Raw genomic sequence first — 14697 nt, 5'->3', positions numbered from 1 at the left:
GGAGGCACAACCCATGAAATGGCCAAGTTTGATTCAGTCGGTGTTGGGGGTCAGCGGCGGCGTGGCGCTGGTGATCGGTGGCGCCATCCTGCTAGCGCCGGTGAGTTTTTATCAGTCGTATCAGATCGTGCTGCCGGATTCCGTTGAGTTGCGCAGCGAGCTCAGAGCCACCGCCACTCTGTTGCTGCTGGCAGCGATGGTGATCTTGGCTGGCGCCCTGAGCGCCGCGCATCGAACCCGGGCGCTGTGGGTAGCCATCGGGTTCTACGGTGCCTTTGTGTTCGGTCGGTTGATCAGCGCGTTGTTCGATGGCGCGCCGTCTTCCGCGCTGACGGCCGCCTGGGCCGTCGAACTGGGGCTGCTGACATTGAACCTGATGGGAGTGATGGCCGCGCGTCGCGCCGCGACAACACCTCAGCCGCGCACGTAACCAGGCGCGACGAACGGCATTTTGCTGACTGTCATCGGCAGTTGCTTACCGCGCACTTCGGCGAACACCGCGGTGTCGAGTGCGCTGTAGGCGGCGTCGACATAACCCATAGCAACCGGCGCTGCAACGCTCGGACCAAAGGTGCCGCTGGTGACGATGCCGATCTTGGCGCCGTCGGCATTAAACAGCTCGGTGCCTTCACGCACCGGCGCGCGACCCTGGCCCAGCAGGCCGACGCGTTTGCGCGCCGCATCTTTGCGCTCGATCTGACCCAGAATCACCTCGGCACCGGGAAAACCGCCAGGGCGTTCGCCGTCGTGACGACGCGTCTTGGAAACCGCCCAGATCAGGCTGGCCTCGGCCGGAGTGGTGCGGGTGTCGATGTCGTGACCGTAAAGACACAAACCGCCTTCCAGACGCAGCGAATCACGCGCGCCCAGACCGATGGGTTCGACTTCCGGCTCCGCCAACAACTTACGCACCAGAGCTTCGGCCGCATCCGCCGGGATGGAAATCTCATAGCCGTCTTCGCCGGTGTAGCCACTGCGTGACACAAAGCAGTCGATGCCGTCGATATCCATTTGCTGGTTATCCATAAACACCAGTTCGCTGACCGCCGGCTGCAAACGCGCCAGCACATCCACGGCTTTCGGGCCTTGCAGTGCCACCAAAGCGCGATCGGTCAATTCGGTGACGGTGATATCGGCGGGCAGGTTGGCGCGCAGGTGGGCGATGTCCTCAGCTTTGCAGGCGGCGTTGACGACTAAATAGAGGCCATCGCCCTGATTGGTGATCATCAGATCATCGAGAATGCCGCCTTCAGCGTTGGTGAACAGCGCATAGCGTTGGCGGCCTTCCGGCAGGTCGATGACATCGACCGGCACCAGTTGTTCCAGCGCGGCCGCAACATTGGGCCCGGTCAGTTTGACCTGACCCATATGGGACACATCGAACAACCCGGCCTGGGTGCGGGTGTGTAGGTGCTCACCTTTCACGCCGAGCGGGAACTGCACCGGCATCGAATAACCGGCGAAGGGCACCATGCGCGCGCCCAGTTCGATGTGCAGGTCGGTCAGCGGAGTGTGGTTCAGGTTATCCGGGCTGGCGCTCATGGGCGTCTCCATTGGCAGGCGGTTGGGCCGCAGTGCGGCGCGAATCTGGGCGCGATGATGCAACAAAGCCAGCGCCATTCCAATAGCAAAGTTTCCAATAGGAAACTTAAGAAAAATGAGGCTCGGCGCTTTCTGGTAGCATGAGCGCCGCATTCAACCTAAGCAGTGAGGACTCTTATGCGATTGTTATTCACCGGCGGCAGCGGCAAAGCCGGTCGCCATGCCACCGCTTATCTGCGCGATCAGGGGCATCGGGTCACCAATCTGGATTGGGTTGCCTCGGATGTACCTGGCATCACCACCCTGAAAATCGACCTCACCGATGCCGGCCAGGTGTTCAATGCCTGCCAGGCTTACGCCGATTTTGACGAGCTGGAGCCGGGCACGGGTGTGCCGCGTTACGACGCCATCGTGCATTTCGCCGCTATTCCGGCGATTCTGCACCGGCCCGATAACGAGACTTACCGCATCAATACGCTGAGCACTTACAACGTGCTCGACGCCGCCACCAAACTGGGCATTCCCAAGGTGATCTTTGCGTCCAGCGAAACCACCTACGGCGTTTGTTTTGCCGATGGTTTAAAACAACCGGAATACCTACCCGTCGATGAAGAGCACCCGACGGTGCCGCACGACAGCTATGCCATGAGTAAGGTGGTTAACGAAGTCACCGCGCGTTCGTTCCAGGCGCGCACCGGCATCGATATCTACGGTCTGCGCATTAACAACGTTATTGAGCCGCATGAATACCAAGAGAATTTTCCGGCTTTTATGAACAATCCGGCGCTGCGTCGGCGCAATATTTTTGCCTATATCGATGCGCGCGATCTGGGTCAGATGGTGGATTGCTGCCTGAAAACCGATGGTTTGGGTTACGAGGTTTTTAACGTGTCCAACGATGATCTGTCGGTGGGTTTGAGCAATCCCGAAGCCATTGCACAGTTTTATCCGGGCGTGCCCATCAAAGCGCAGATGGGTGAATGGGAGACTTTCTACAGCAATAAAAAGGCGCGTCGCCTGCTCGGCTTCGCGCCCCAATATTCCTGGCGTGATGTGCTCGACGCCGACTGAAATCAGTCGGCGATAAAGCCCGGGAAACCGCGCAGATAGGTCATAAAGGTGTCGCTGATGCCTTCACCCTCAAGTTGCTGCGCAGCGATGGGTAAAGCCGGTACCGAGTAGTCGGCATCGGCTTTAACCCGCTTAGGAAAATCGTGCGCCATAACGCCGGCCTTGCCGATGGCGACATAGTCGGCGCCGGCATCCAGCGCTGCCCGCGCATCGGCCGCGGACATGATTTTTCCGGCGACGCCGAGCTTGATGTCACCGCGTGGCAGTTCAGTGAACAGCGACATCAACGTCTTGCCCGCAAAGTGTTCATCTTCCGGCTGTTTGTTGAAATCCCACAGCGATAAATCCAGATAATCCAAAGCAGCGCTGGCCAGCAACTGACGCGCGACTTCGATCATATCCGGCAGTTCCAGACCAAAACGTTCAGTGGAAATGCGCACGCCAATCTGAAAATCGGGCCGGCAGGCCGCACGGATGCCGTCGAGAATAGCGAATAACAGACGGGCACGATTTTCCAGCGAGCCGCCCCAGCGATCATCGCGCTGATTGTATTGCGCCGACAAAAACTGGGTGAGGATGTAGCCATGGCCACCGTGAATCTGCACGCCATCAAAACCGGCTTGTTCGGCGCGCTGGGCAGCGCTGACAAAATCCTCTACCAACTGCTCGACTTCTGCTTCGCTCAGCGCCCGGGCGCCGGTTTCAGCGTGAGCGGACGGGCCGACTTTATCGGTCACGCCATCAAAGGCGCGAATGCCGGCATGGTGCAGTTGCAGCGAAGACACCGCGCCGGCGTCGCGCAGGCCATCGGCCAGTCGAGTGAGGCCGGGCAGGTGTTCGTCACTGAAACAACCCAACTGACCAGGAAAGCCCTGGCCATTGACCTGCACATGGCTGGCGCAACTGGTGACCAGACCAAAACCGCCCTCGGCGCGCATCGTCAGCCAGCGGTATTCATCCTCGGCCAGGGTGCCATCGGCGTGACTTTGGGTATTGGTCAATGGCGCCAGCACCAGGCGGTTGGCGGCGGCCGGGCCACGTTTAAAATGCAGTGGGTTAAACAGATCGGAAGCAGAACTCATCACCAAACCTCAATGGTTAATACAACGGAACAGCGAGTGCGTGGCAGCTCACGTAATTTAATCAGTTACGTGAAGTAGGGGCGGCTCAGCAATAATGCAATGGTTGGCTGAGATGCAGGCGCTGACGCAAGCGTCGGGCAGTAGCATCGACCAGAACATTCAGCACGGCGGTGGCGATCAGCAGCACCAGAGCGCGATCGAAACGGAACTCGGAAAAGGCCGAATCAATAAAAAATCCGAGCGTGGGAATGCCCAGCATGCCGAGGATGGCGGTTTCGCGAATCACCGTTTCAAAACGGTAGAGGGTAAACGCCAGGAACAACCGATACTGACGCGGCAGGACTTCAAAGAAATAGCGGTTTAGCCCGCGTGACGCATCATCGCGCAACCGCAGGCTGCGACTGTATTGGCCAACCAGGTGACCGACGATGGCGCCGTTGTGCAGCCCGAGCGCTAACACTGCGGGCAGCATCGACGGGCCGAGCAGAATCAAGGCAATAAAGGCCAGCAGATATTCCGGCAGCGAGCGAAACACGATCAGCAGCAGATGGCCCAGGCCGCGGCTGGCGCGGTTGCCAAACAGCGGCGAGACCGCTGGAAAGCTGAGCAGGCCGATAAGTCCCATCAGCATCAGCGCCAGCATCGCCAACACCAGCGTATTGCCAAGGCCGGGGGCGATCTGGTCAAGCCATAAATCCTGCAACCAGGGCAGCAGGTTTTCCGGCTGACCGGCACGTAAGGGCGCCGGCACGATGTCATGCGTTAAAAAGCGCAGCATCAGGCTGGGATTAACGCTGGCGTTCAGAGGTAAGGCTAATAGCGAGGCCAGCGCCAGAATGGGCAGAGAACGGGCGCGGCTCCACAGCGGTAAGGACGCTATAAGCACCAGCAAGGCGTAAAAATAGACCGCGCCTTCGGCGTAAAAACCCTGGCGCAATAAAGATTCCAGATGATAGCCCAGCGTTGGCAAACCGATAAAACCGAGCACCGCCGAGGAACGCAAACCGCACTCCAGTCGGTAGCGCGTATAAGCCACCAAATGCGGCCAGGCTTGGGGGAGAGTGGTGAATAATAAGCGCGATAACGCCGAGGTATTAAGCGGTAATGCCTGGGCCGGACTGGGATCAACTTCCTCGAATATTTCGCCATAGACCTTGGCAAAAATACCGGCGTAGGGCACGGCGATCGCCAGCACACCGGCGGCGCTGTTGAGCCCCAATAACTGAATAAACAACAGTGCCCAGAACAGTTCGTGCACGGCGCGAATTGAGGCCGCGAATACCCGCACCACACGCCAGTGATACAGCAACGCCAAGCCAAAACCCGCTAGCGCGCCCAGAGCGACACCCTGGAGCGCGAAACTCAAGGTGTTGATTATGGCGGTGATCAAGGTACTGCTGTCGGGCCAGGCTGGTTGCAGCAAACCCAGCGCCAGTTGGGTCAGCTCGCGGCCGGGGTTCAGGGTTTGGATGCTGAAATCGGCCCAGGGCAAACACAGCAGCGCCAGCAACACAATCAGGCCGGTGGTGCGCACCATGGCGCGCGCAGAACTGTTCGGTGGTGCAGCTGTCATGCGGCGCTGGGGTAGAGTTGGGCGAGGTCGGCGGCGCGCAAGTCAGCGCTTGGGGCGTCGATGATAATGCGGCCCTCTTTTAAACCGATAATGCGCTGACAGTGCGTCAGTGCCTGGTCGATATTGTGCAGTGCCAGTACCACCGTTTCATGCTGTTCGTTGATCAACCTCAGCAAGTCGTCGGCCTGGTGTTCATCGACCGCCGACACCGGTTCGTCGCCCAAAAACACCGGCCGTTGTTGATAGAGGGCGCGGCCTAAATTGACGCGACTTTGCTGGCCGCCCGACAAGCGGTCGACCGATTGCAGTAAGCGATCCCCCAGCCCCAAACGCTGCGCCAGTTCACCCAGTTCGGCACGACGCAGCGGCGCCGGCCAGAGTAAATTGCGCAGGTTATAGAGCGTCGAATAACGATCCAGCCGACCCATATAGAGGTTATGAAACACCGTCAGCAAGGGGACCAGTCCACTGTGCTGTGGACACCAGGCCACCTGCTGGGGATGTTGCTGGCGCAGCGCGCGCAACAAGGTGGTTTTGCCGCTGCCGGATTCACCGAGCAAGGCGATGGTCTCACCAGCCTCGATGCGCAAATCCAGATCACGCAGGATCACCCGGCCATCCAGGCCGAGCTCGGCCTGGTTGATACGGAACAGGGGCGCAGCGTCCTTCACTAGGCGTCCAGTCACTCGTCCATCACACCAATGCTGATGGCGGTTTCTTCAATCGGCGCGTAGTCGGTGTTGCTGGCCGGTACGAAGCCTGAACGCGGGAAGGCCGCGAGCAAGGTCGGGTCGGTCATATTGAGCAGCGCTTGCTGGACGCGATCGGTAAAGCCTGCGCCAAAGCGGTCGTCGGCATCGCCGCGAATGGTCCACTGATAATCCGGATAGGTCGGGCTTTCCCAGATCACCTGAACGGCATCGGTGTCGATGCTGCCGGCCTCGATAGCGGCATCCCAGACGGCGTAATTGAGTACACCCAGCTCATAAGCACCGGATTCCACTAAGGCGATGGTGCGCGAGTGATCGCCAGAAAATCCAACTCGGCTGAAAACTTCTTCCGGCGCGGCTTCGAAGGCTTCACGCAGATAGTACTCGGGCATTAATCGACCAGAAGTGGAACCTTTGGAACCGAAGGTAAAGCTCAGTCCGCGCAGGGAATCATCGAGGCTGTCCAGCGGTGCCAGGCCGGTGCTGGTGTTGGCGATCAGATAGCTTTTAAAGGCAGTGTCTTCAGCGCCCTGGGCAATGGCCTGACTGCCCGGAACCAGACGCCGTGCCTGGACGCCGGTCAGGCCACCAAACCAGGCCAACTGGACTTGGTCGTTGCGAAAGGCGGAAACCGCAGCGGCGTAACTTTTAACCGGAATGTACTCGACCTCGACGCCCAGTTCGGCTTGCAGATAGTCGGCGATCTGGCCGAAGCGTTCGGTCAGTTGGCGTTCGTCCTGGTCGGGAATGGCGGTGAAAACAAAAGTGTCGGCCTGAGCGAAACCGGCAACCAGCGCCAGTAGTAGTCCTTGCAAAGCAATGGGAGCGCGCATGAAAGATCCTTAGAGTCGGCGAAATTAGTTTGCATAAATGGCGCGGCAGTATACCAGACTGAGGCGATCGGTCCTTGCTTTGATCTATCGCAAGGTGATGGTCATACCAAGGGGTTAAGTTAAGGTAACTGCCAAGGAAATAAGGAGAAAACAAGATGGAAATGCTGCTGTACGGACTCGCCTTTTTACCCATTTTACTGGCCGGCGTCTTGCTGGTCGGCTTTCACTGGCCAGCGTCGCGCGCCATGCCTGTGGTCTTGGTGGTCGCCATCATCATGGCTTTGTTTGCCTGGCAGATGCCGGCCATCCGCGTGCTGGCGTCGGTGCTGCAAGGCTTAATGCTGACCGCCGGTATTTTGTGGATCATCTTCGGTGCGTTGTTCTTGCTGAACAGCCTGAAAGTGTCCGGTGCCTTAACCGCCATCCGGGCCGGTTTTTCTCATATCAGCCCGGACCGCCGTATACAGGTGATCATCGTCGCCTGGTTGTTCGGTTGCTTCCTGGAAGGCGCTTCCGGCTTCGGCACCACCGCCGCCATCGCTGCGCCCTTGTTAGTGGCGCTCGGTTTTCCGGCCTTGGCGGCCGTGGTGATGGGCATGATGATTCAATCCACCCCGGTGTCTTTTGGCGCGGTGGGAACGCCGATCGTGGTCGGTGTCAGTGGTGGTCTCGATAAAGCCGGTATCACTGAAGCCCTGGTGGCATCGGGCAGCAGCTGGAGTGAATTTTATCGGCTGATGGTGTCCGAAATTGCCATTACCCACGGCGTTATTGGCACCTTGATGCCCTTGCTGATGTGCCTGATGTTGACCCGCTTTTTCGGCGCGAAAAAATCCTGGCGCGAAGGTTTGGCCGTGGCGCCTTTTGCGCTCTTTGCCGGCGCGACCTTTACCCTGCCTTATATGGCTGCTGGGGTGTTTCTCGGTCCGGAATTTCCGTCCATGATTGGTGCGCTTGTTGGTCTCGCCATCGTCGTACCAGCAGCGCAGCATGGCTTTTTGATGCCCAAAGAACGCTGGGATTTCGCACCCGCTGAGCAATGGCCCGCCACCTGGTTGGGCACCGTCAAAATCAACCTGGATGATCTGACTCACCACAAACCCATGCCCTTGGTGTTGGCCTGGGTGCCTTATCTGATTTTGGCGATGGCCTTGGTGATCACCCGCGCCATTGAGCCGATCAAAGACTTCTGCATCAGCTTTCTGTCGGTGCATTGGAACGACATTCTTGGCCAGGTCGGTGTCAGTGGCACTATCGAACCGCTGTATTTGCCCGGCGGCATTATGGTCTTGGTCGTCTTGATCACCGCCTTGGTTCAGCGCATCAAACCGAGCGAGTTACGCACTGCCTTGGGTGAATCCACCCATACGCTGATGGGCGCCGGTTTCGTGCTGGTGTTTACCATTCCCATGGTGCGCATTCTGATTAACTCCGGCGTCAATGCGGCTGATTTGCCATCCATGCCCAGAGCTATGGCGGAGCTGGTGGAAGTCTCAGTCGGAGCGGTGTATCCGTTCTTTACTGCCACCGTCGGTGCCTTGGGTGCTTTTATTGCCGGCTCTAATACTTTGTCGAATCTGATGTTGTCGGATTTTCAGTTCAACACCGCTCAACTGCTGGGTGTTTCCGGCGCCATGATGGTGGCCAGCCAGGCCGTGGGTGCAGCAGCAGGCAATATGATTGCCATCCACAATGTGGTTGCCGCCTCGGCCACTGTGGGTTTGCTGGGCCAGGAAGGCCGCACCTTGAGGCTGACCATTCTGCCAACGATCTATTACCTGGTCGCGGCTGGTTTGATCACCTTGTTGATGGTTTATGGCGTAGAAATCGGCGATCCGACGATGCTGTAGTGCGTTTAAGGATGCTAAAACGCTTAACAGTGGTAAGGCGATAAGGGTGCCGCCGAGCTGATTATTCGCTACATTGCTTGGGCGCTAACGACATCCAAAGCGGTGTCGGGCCGATAGAAAAGGAGTGTGAGATGAAATTGACTGTAGTCCGGTTCGCCTTGGCGGGCCTGGTGTCAATGACGACGATCGCAGTTGCCCAGGCGGTCGATTGGACCGAGCAACCGACCCAGGGCACGATCAATCTGGCGGTAGGTTTTCTGCCTGACCCCTATGTCGTTGCCTTAACCGCTGGCGGTGAACATGCCGCCAGCGAAACCCATCAAAGTTGTTCCGGTTTTATCAGCAACGCCCCCGATGTTGATTTGAACTACAACGCCGGTAGTCATTCACTGAGCTTGTACGTCGATTCCAATGCCGACACTACGCTGGTGGTCTATGACCCAGACGGTAACTGGCATTGCAGTGATGACTTTGCCAGCGACAGCGCCGGGACCAACCCGGGCGTGGTGTTATCCAGCCCCGCCTCGGGTAACTACAACATCTGGATCGGCACCTATGCTGTTGGTGAGTACCCCGATGCTGAGCTGAAAATTTCCGAAACCCAGCCAGTTTGGGACCCAAGCGACGATCATCCAGATAGCCGCGCGGACATCGAATGGGGTGATAACAGCAGTCACTGGGCCAACGACGGCGAGTGCGATGACCCGCGTTTTGCCGGCCCGGGTGCGGCGGCCAATAACACCGTCAGTGATCGTTATCACGACGCCAACGATTGCCGCATGCTCTACGATCAGGGCGAGATTTATTTGCGGTAACGGTTCTTGGAAATAACGGCGCTCTGCTGACTTAAACCACCAAAGTCCAGCACAGCAGAATAATGGCGGCGGCCGTCCACAGGTAAGTGATGACGGCGCCCCAGAAGCGCAATAATTTCACCGCCCCAATCATGCCCAGTGCATGCATGACGCGACCCAGCGTAAAGCCCAAAACCAGGACCGCCAGCGCCATATCGGCCGCCAGCTGCAGCGACAACGCCAGCACCAGCAAAGCGAACAATGGCATGTATTCAACGCCGTTGGCGTGAGCACGGATGGCGCGTTGCAACGCCGGCTGATCGCCATCGCCGCTGGAAATTTTAAAGCGACGACGCACCAGTGACACATTAAAGGCGAGCGTAAACAGCAACAGGGCGTTGGCGGCGACGAACAGGCAGAACCAATAAAACGACATAGCGATTTCCGAGTGATAAACCGGAGGCGATTGTAGAGAAGCCAGGCAGTGCTGGCTAATGGGGATGTCGCAGCTGTTCGATCACATAGCCGGCGAGCGCCTCGCTGGCAGGACCTCGGCCGTCGCGTTTTTCCATGAGCACCTGATAATCGCCCAGCGGTGGCAAGCCTGAAGCTTCGTCGAGCACGCACAGCGGCGCCTTGACCATATTGCGGGGCAGCGGCGCTACCGCCAGATCGGCCATCACCGCCGCCACCTGTCCGGCGCAGTTCTCACTGTTGTAGGCGACACGGTAATCGCGACCGGCGTTATCAAGCGCATCGACGGCCTTGGTGCGCCAGCAGCAGCCGTGCCTGGCCAGTGCCACCGGCAACACCGCACGCTGTTGAGCAACCCCGCCTTTACGGCCAGCCCAGACCAGCTCTTCGCTGTGCACCGCTTCGCCACGTGCCGGATCCTGGCCATCGTTGCCGGCGGTGATCAGCACGATATCCAGCTCGCCAGCATCCAGTCGCGCCAGCAAATCCCGGCTGCTGCCAACGATGACATCCACCTGCACCGCCGGATGGGAACGGCCAAATTGCGCCAGTACGGCTGGCAATACCCGGGTGCCGACGTCATCGGGCGTGCCGAAACGCACCTGTCCTTCCAGGCTGGGGGCCAGAAACTGGGCCACCGCTTCTTCGTTCAGTTTGAGCAAACGCCGCCCAAAACTGAGCAGGATCTCGCCTTCCGGCGTCAGCCGAACCTGGCGCGCATCGCGCACGAACAGCGCCTTACCCAGCATTTCTTCCAAACGCTTGATCTGCATGCTGAGCGCACCCGGGGTACGAAACACCTGACGCGCCGCGCGGGTGAAACTGCCGGTTTCGGCAATGGCGACAAAGGTGCGCACCAGGTCGGTGTCGAGCAGCGGTAGCGGCGCTTGCAAGGATTCGGCGACAGTGGCTTCAGTCATCGTTTAGATTTCCTAAACATAGGTTGTAGTTTTTTTAGTTTGTCTGAACTTGGATGTCAAGCCATGCTGATTCCCGTGGTCGCGACCCACAGCACTTAAATCCTGGGGACTAACCGCCTGGCTTGATGAAGCCGGCAAGAGAGGTCGCTATGTCGATGAATTCAGTTTGCAACACCACCCTGGAACACCACGCGGATCATCTGGATCGCCCCGCCTGGTGGGAAAACATTCACACGCTTCTGGTTGCTTGGCAGCGCCGCCGCCGTATCGCGCGCTTATTGGACTACGATGATCATCTACTGGAAGACATGGGCCATCGGCGCTCCGATTTGCTCGAAGCCCTGGCCTTGCCAATAGCGGTCGACGCGCGGCTTTTGTTATTGCAACGTAAAGAGGAGCGTCGTCGCACCGGCTGAGGCTGCAGCCGGTTGAACCCGTGTGCGACACTGGGTGCCGTTTTTTTTCAGGAGTCTGTTTGATGAAACGCATCCTGTTACGCGGCACTTTAAGCATTCTGCCGCTGGCAATTTCTATCTGGTTGTTCTGGTCGATAGCGGTCACGCTCGACAAAATTGGCAAGGCGCTGTTGGGCCTGTTTGGTCTCGATTCGCTCTGGCCCGGTGTCGGCCTGGCGCTGATGGTGGGCATTGTGCTGGCGGTCGGAACGGCGATGAGCATTCGACCTTTCTACTGGATGTTCCGGCAGTTTGAGCAACAGTTGATGCGCACCCCGGTGCTGAAAACCATCTACGGGGCGGTCAAGGATGTGGCGACGCTGATCAATCAGAACGAAAAAGAACCCCGGCGCCGGCAAACCGTCCTGATTAAACAAGGCAGTGGTTACACCGTCGGTTTTGTCACCAGCGACCGGCTGCCCATGCCGCTGGCCAGAGCCATGCCGGACCAGGACGAAGACGATCCCTGGGTGCCGGTGCTGATTCAGATCAGTTATCAGGTTGCAGGTCTGACGGTACTGGCGCGACGCTCGGATCTGATTGAAGTCGACTGGACCTTTGATGAAGCCTTGGCCTTTATGGTTACCGCCGGCATCAATCGTTCGTTAACCGAGTGATCAGGCGCGATACTCAAAACCGCCGCTGCCCAGCAGAAAGCTGATGGCCGAGCCGATTAACGCCAGGATGATCAGCGCCGGTATGGCGGCAATGGCCCACTTGACCATAAAGACGACCATCGACAAAAACGGCATACGAATGTTGGTGACGGTCACTTCGGTGGGATGGCGATCGGACATAAATCACTCCTTAGGTTAAGCATAAAAAAAGCAAGGCGGGAATTCAGCCTTGCTTTAGCTTTGAACGGATAAGGGTTCAATTGCAACAACTCCGGCGCGGTGGCCCGGAGTGAAAACAATCACATCTGCGATTGCAGGTAGCGTTCCAGACCGATCATCTTGATCAGTCGCAGTTGCTGTTCCAGGAAATAGGCGTGGTCCATCTCGGTGTCGTCGAGCAGCGTCACCAGCATGTCGCGGGTGACGTAATCCTGTTCGGCTTCGCACAGTTTGATGGTGTCTTTCAACGCATCCTTTACTTCAATTTCCAGATCGAGATCGGCCTGCAACATGGCCGGCACGTCTTCGCCAATGCGAATCGGCGCGCGCGTTTTCATGTCCGGTTTGCCTTCTAAAAACAGCATCCGTTCGATCAACTTGGTGGCGTGACCACGCTCGTCGTCGAATTCGTGATCGATGCGTTCGTAGAGTTTATTCAAACCCCAGTCGCGATACATTTGCGAATGCAGGAAGTACTGATCCATGGCCGCCAGTTCGTTCGACAGCAGCATGTTCAGAGCGTCGATGATGTTTGCCTTGCCTTTCATGATCAGTCCTCGTCGTTCATCTGCGCTTGCAGGTAGACTTCGATACCCATGGCGCCGATCTGATATTGCTGGGTTTCCACCCAGTCCAGTTGTTCTTCTTCGTCTTCCAGAATTTCGGTCAGCAAATCACGGCTGACGAATTCCTGATTTTGTTCGCACACTTCAATGGCTTCGCGCAGTTGTGCGATGGCTTCGATCTGAAAATCGTGATCGGCCTGCAGCATTTCTTCGGTGTGTTCACCGATCATCAATCGATTCAGTTTTTGCAGATTCGGTAGACCTTCCAGGAACAGGATGCGTTCGATCAGTTCATCGGCCTGCTTCATGTCTTTGATGGACTTTTTGTAGTTGGCTTCGTTGAGCCGCTCCAGACCCCAGTTTTTGTACATGCGGGCGTGCAGGAAATAGTGGTTGATCGCCGTCAGTTCGGTGGTCAACACCTTGTTCAGTTGTTCGATGATGCGGCTATCGCCTTTCACGATGGTCGCCTCCGATTGGTATGAAGTTGGCCGCAGTATAGCGATGTCGATCAGCGTTTTGGTAGGTTGGAGGGTTAAAACTTTTTACATTTTGTTACAGATGGGAAGGGATATCTTTTGCGAAAGGAAGCAAGGTTGGTTTGCAATCGATGCTGATTTGCATCAACGCTTAAAAGCTAACTTCTTTGTTACCTTAAAGGTGCACAATAATCAGTTTGATAACTGGGTTTTGAGTCCTGAGGAATCGCTATGCAGATCGGTCAAATTTGGCGGCCTTGGCGTCAACTGGGGTTTTGGGGTGTGTTCTTGGTACTGGTCACCTGGGTAACAACGGCGTTGGCGCAACCGCTGTTGCCCTTTCCACAGCATCAGACTTATGCAGCGGGCAGCTTACAGCCGTCGCGCTGGAGTCAGGCGCAACAAGATCGTCACGTGCTTGAGTTTTACCGTCAGTGGAAAGCGGATTATCTGGTCGCCGTGCACAGTGATGACGGTCTGCCTCAGTACCGAGTCAGCTTTGGTTCGCAAAATCCTGGCCGTACCGTTTCTGAAGGGCAGGGCTATGGCATGTTGATCGTCGCGCTGATGGCTGGCGCTGATCCTGAAGCGCGCGCTCTGTTCGATGGACTCTGGCGCTTTGCCCGCGCCTGGCCCAGCGATATCGATTCGCGGCTGATGGGCTGGCAAATTCCTATTGATGAAGAAGAGGGTAATGACAGCGCTTTTGATGGCGATGCCGATATTGCCTACGCCCTCTTGCTGGCCTCGCGCCAGTGGCCGGAAGGCGATTACCTGGCGGCGGCCAAGGAGGTGCTGGATGGTTTGCTCGCCAGCGCCGTTGGCCCGGACAGCGATCTGCCCACCTTTGGTGATTGGGTAGAGCCGGACGGTGAGGAATACAACCAATGGGGCACCCGCACCTCGGATTTTATGCCCGCCCATTTTCGCGCCTTTGCTGCCATGGCTGACGAGCCGCGTTGGCTTGATGTCCGTGACCGCGTTTTGGATGTGGCGCTGGCGCTGCAACAACAAGAAGCACCGCGCAGTGGCCTGTTGCCGGATTTTGCTGTCGTCGCTCAGGACGGCCAGGTCTATGCATCGCCGCCGAACTATCTGGAAACCAGTTACGACGGCCACTACTTTTTTAATGCCGGTCGTGACCCCTGGCGCCTGGGGACCGAAGCCTTGTTGAGTGCAGAACCGCGTGCCCAACAGCTGGCTGCCGGTATCGCAGGCGGCATGCGTCGTATCACCGATGCCGACCCTGCGCAGATGCAATCCGGCTATTTGCTCAGTGGTCTGCCGATTCCCTATGAAACCGAAAACAGCAGCTTCTTTATGGCGCCGGTCGGTGTTGGCGCCATGCTGTTAGACGATGGTCAGGATTGGCTGGACGATCTGTATGAGGCCGTATATAGACGCCATCAGGATTACTACGAAGACAGCGTCACCTTGCTCTGTCTGCTGGTGATGACCGGCAACTATTGGGACCCGGTCACAGCCACTCAGTGATTGTTGGTGTTATGAATT

Annotated in this window: 17 protein-coding genes; 7 read left to right on the top strand and 10 right to left on the bottom strand. The window is 57.6% G+C overall.

Translation table 11 applies throughout. The annotated features are described in order from the left end of the window. Positions 1 to 13 precede the first annotated feature (13 nt). Positions 14 to 430, top strand: a complete 417-nt coding sequence (locus tag ABMA60_RS16730) for a DUF4345 domain-containing protein (RefSeq protein WP_392805492.1) — start codon at positions 14 to 16, stop codon at positions 428 to 430. Here the strand turns inward: ABMA60_RS16730 and gcvT are convergent. Next, positions 415 to 1542, bottom strand: coding sequence for a glycine cleavage system aminomethyltransferase GcvT (gcvT, locus tag ABMA60_RS16725; RefSeq protein WP_392805612.1), 1128 nt, complete (start codon positions 1540 to 1542; stop codon positions 415 to 417). The two genes, ABMA60_RS16730 and gcvT, sit on opposite strands and share 16 nt — an antisense overlap. Before the next feature lie 177 nt (positions 1543 to 1719). On the opposite strand from gcvT, the gene ABMA60_RS16720 reads away from it, so the two are divergent. Next, the gene (locus tag ABMA60_RS16720; RefSeq protein WP_392805489.1) at positions 1720 to 2613 is read left to right on the top strand and encodes an NAD-dependent epimerase/dehydratase family protein; all 894 of its coding nucleotides are present in this window, start codon (positions 1720 to 1722) and stop codon (positions 2611 to 2613) included. A gap of 2 nt (positions 2614 to 2615) precedes the next feature. Here ABMA60_RS16720 and ABMA60_RS16715 read toward each other — a convergent pair whose 3' ends face one another. The 4 genes from ABMA60_RS16715 to ABMA60_RS16700 form a co-directional block, all read right to left on the bottom strand. Next, a complete protein-coding gene (locus ABMA60_RS16715) occupies positions 2616 to 3695 on the bottom strand; it encodes an NADH:flavin oxidoreductase (protein ID WP_392805486.1) in 1080 nt (359 codons plus the stop codon). Between the two features lie 85 nt (positions 3696 to 3780). Further along, the gene (locus ABMA60_RS16710; RefSeq protein WP_392805483.1) at positions 3781 to 5268 is read right to left on the bottom strand and encodes a PhnE/PtxC family ABC transporter permease; all 1488 of its coding nucleotides are present in this window, start codon (positions 5266 to 5268) and stop codon (positions 3781 to 3783) included. Then, entirely contained in the window at positions 5265 to 5939 is a 675-nt protein-coding gene (locus tag ABMA60_RS16705) for an ATP-binding cassette domain-containing protein (protein ID WP_392805480.1), read from the bottom strand. The genes ABMA60_RS16710 and ABMA60_RS16705 overlap by 4 nt, the downstream gene beginning before the upstream one ends. An 11-nt stretch (positions 5940 to 5950) precedes the next feature. Further along, positions 5951 to 6811, bottom strand: a complete 861-nt coding sequence (locus tag ABMA60_RS16700) for a putative selenate ABC transporter substrate-binding protein (protein ID WP_392805477.1) — start codon at positions 6809 to 6811, stop codon at positions 5951 to 5953. A 155-nt stretch (positions 6812 to 6966) separates the two neighbouring features. Between ABMA60_RS16700 and ABMA60_RS16695 the strand changes: the two genes are divergently transcribed. Then, positions 6967 to 8661: an L-lactate permease gene (locus ABMA60_RS16695; RefSeq protein WP_392805474.1), complete on the top strand. Its 1695-nt coding sequence runs from the start codon at positions 6967 to 6969 to the stop codon at positions 8659 to 8661. A gap of 131 nt (positions 8662 to 8792) precedes the next feature. Next, a complete protein-coding gene (locus tag ABMA60_RS16690; RefSeq protein WP_392805471.1) occupies positions 8793 to 9476 on the top strand; it encodes a hypothetical protein in 684 nt (227 codons plus the stop codon). Positions 9477 to 9507: 31 nt separating this feature from the next. On the opposite strand, the gene ABMA60_RS16685 is transcribed toward ABMA60_RS16690, so the two are convergent. Both ABMA60_RS16685 and ABMA60_RS16680 read right to left on the bottom strand, forming a co-directional pair. Beyond that, complete coding sequence (locus ABMA60_RS16685; RefSeq protein WP_392805468.1) at positions 9508 to 9891, bottom strand: MAPEG family protein; 384 nt, start codon at positions 9889 to 9891, stop codon at positions 9508 to 9510. Positions 9892 to 9946: 55 nt separating this feature from the next. After that, complete coding sequence (locus ABMA60_RS16680) at positions 9947 to 10849, bottom strand: LysR substrate-binding domain-containing protein (protein WP_392805465.1); 903 nt, start codon at positions 10847 to 10849, stop codon at positions 9947 to 9949. 149 nt (positions 10850 to 10998) lie between these two features. Between ABMA60_RS16680 and ABMA60_RS16675 the strand changes: the two genes are divergently transcribed. Next, positions 10999 to 11265, top strand: a complete 267-nt coding sequence (locus tag ABMA60_RS16675; RefSeq protein WP_392805463.1) for a hypothetical protein — start codon at positions 10999 to 11001, stop codon at positions 11263 to 11265. A gap of 62 nt (positions 11266 to 11327) precedes the next feature. Next, entirely contained in the window at positions 11328 to 11921 is a 594-nt protein-coding gene (locus ABMA60_RS16670) for a DUF502 domain-containing protein (RefSeq protein ID WP_392805461.1), read from the top strand. On the opposite strand, the gene ABMA60_RS16665 is transcribed toward ABMA60_RS16670, so the two are convergent. From ABMA60_RS16665 to bfr (ABMA60_RS16655), 3 genes are all read right to left on the bottom strand, one after another. Continuing rightward, positions 11922 to 12101 (bottom strand): hypothetical protein, encoded by a 180-nt coding sequence (locus tag ABMA60_RS16665; protein WP_392805458.1) that lies wholly within the window; start codon positions 12099 to 12101, stop codon positions 11922 to 11924. It abuts the gene before it with no gap. A gap of 119 nt (positions 12102 to 12220) precedes the next feature. Beyond that, positions 12221 to 12688, bottom strand: coding sequence for a bacterioferritin (gene bfr, locus ABMA60_RS16660; protein WP_392805455.1), 468 nt, complete (start codon positions 12686 to 12688; stop codon positions 12221 to 12223). 2 nt (positions 12689 to 12690) lie between these two features. Beyond that, positions 12691 to 13167: a bacterioferritin gene (bfr, locus tag ABMA60_RS16655; RefSeq protein ID WP_392805453.1), complete on the bottom strand. Its 477-nt coding sequence runs from the start codon at positions 13165 to 13167 to the stop codon at positions 12691 to 12693. A 249-nt stretch (positions 13168 to 13416) separates the two neighbouring features. Here bfr (ABMA60_RS16655) and ABMA60_RS16650 point away from each other — a divergent pair, with 249 nt between their 5' ends. Further along, positions 13417 to 14679, top strand: a complete 1263-nt coding sequence (locus ABMA60_RS16650; protein ID WP_392805450.1) for a glycosyl hydrolase family 8 — start codon at positions 13417 to 13419, stop codon at positions 14677 to 14679. The last annotated feature ends 18 nt before the right edge of the window (positions 14680 to 14697 follow it).

Origin of the sequence: Saccharospirillum sp. HFRX-2 (assembly GCF_043196805.1) — a bacterium.
In the GTDB taxonomy this organism is placed as follows: domain Bacteria; phylum Pseudomonadota; class Gammaproteobacteria; order Pseudomonadales; family Natronospirillaceae; genus Saccharospirillum.
The sequence above is the reverse complement of the archived record's forward strand: the minus strand, read 5'-3'. Positions and strand labels throughout refer to the sequence as shown.